The 1,376-nt window shown below is 64.3% G+C and carries 1 protein-coding gene; it reads left to right on the top strand.

Annotated features, from left to right (window positions below; all coding sequences use genetic code 11):
* Positions 1-1,346, top strand: a 1,346-nt coding sequence (gene tnpC / locus CHB90_RS25965) for an IS66 family transposase (protein WP_245823397.1), incomplete at its 5' end; no start/stop codon positions are given.
* Positions 1,347-1,376 lie beyond the last annotated feature (30 nt).

Genomic DNA, 1,376 nt, shown 5'->3' with positions numbered 1-1,376 from the left:
TGCAGGAAGACACCGAGATCGCGCAGGCCGCTCAGGCGCAGCACGACGAAACCGGCATGGACAACGACGCGCGGCAGTCCGACGCGCCCGCCAAACGCAAGCACAGCCGCGCTCCGCTGCCCGATCACCTTGAGCGACAGACCGAGGTTTTGTCTCCGGGCGATGCCTGCGCCTCCTGCGGTGGCGCCCTGCGCCCACTCGGCGAGGATGTGACGCAGGAGCTGGAATACATCCCGGGCCGGTTTGTCGTCCGCCAGATCGTGCGTCCGCGCATGGCCTGCAATTGCTGCGAGACCTTCGCGCAAGCGCCATTGCCGAGCCGACCCATCGAGCGCGGCCGCGCCGGTCCCGGCCTTCTCGCGCATGTGCTGGTCGGCAAATACTGCGATCACCTCCCGTTGTATCGTCAGTCGGAAATCTACGCCCGCGAAAAGCTCGATCTGCACCGGTCGACGCTCACAGATTGGGTCGGGCGGTCGACCGCATTGCTGGAGCCCTTGGCCGATCACATCGGAAAGCTGGTGCGCGCGGGTCCAGCCGTGTTTGCCGACGACACACCGGTCAAGATGCAGACCGGGGCGAAGACAGGCAAGGCGCACACTGCGCGGCTCTGGAGCTATGTCCGTGACGAGAGGCCATGGTGCGGGCAGCCGCCGCCCTGCGCCTGGTATCAGTTCAGCGTGGACCGGAAGGGCGAACACCCTTCCGCCCACCTGTCGGGCTACAAGGGCACCGTGCATGCCGACGGTTTTACCGGATTCAACGGCCTGTTCGGCGCAGGGCTCGCCACGGAGCAAGCCTGCATGGTCCATGTCCGCCGCAAGTTCGTGGATGTCTTCGAGCGCGATGGGTCCGTCATCGCCAGGGGCGCCATCGAGCGGATCGCCAGGCTCTATGCCGTGGAAAAGGAAGCGCGCTACAAATCCCCCGATGAACGCGTCGCCCTGCGGCAGGCGAAAGCCAAGTCGGTCTTCGATGAGCTGGAGGACTGGCTGAAGCTGCAACTGCCGAAAATATCCGGTAAGACCAAGCTGGCCGAGGCGATCCGCTACGCGCTCGGCCGCATGCCCAAGGCGCGTCCATACCTCGATAACGGGCTTCTGGAACTGGACAACAACATCTGCGAGCGGTCAATCAGGCCCCTGACTCTCGGCAGGAAAAACTACCTGTTCATGGGTTCGGAAGGTGGCGGCAAGGCCGCGGCTGTCGCCTACACACTCATCGAAACCGCCCGCATGAACAGCGTTAATCCCGAAGCCTGGCTCACCTGGGTTCTCGAACGGATCGCCGATCACAAGATCAACCGCATCGGCGAACTCGCGCCATGGAACTGGACGCCGAAATAGGCGTCAAGCGCTGCGTGGCCGGACGCATAC

Origin of the sequence: Antarctobacter heliothermus (assembly GCF_900188425.1) — a bacterium.
Lineage (GTDB): Bacteria > Pseudomonadota > Alphaproteobacteria > Rhodobacterales > Rhodobacteraceae > Antarctobacter > Antarctobacter heliothermus.
This window is presented reverse-complemented; position numbering and strand designations above follow the sequence as displayed.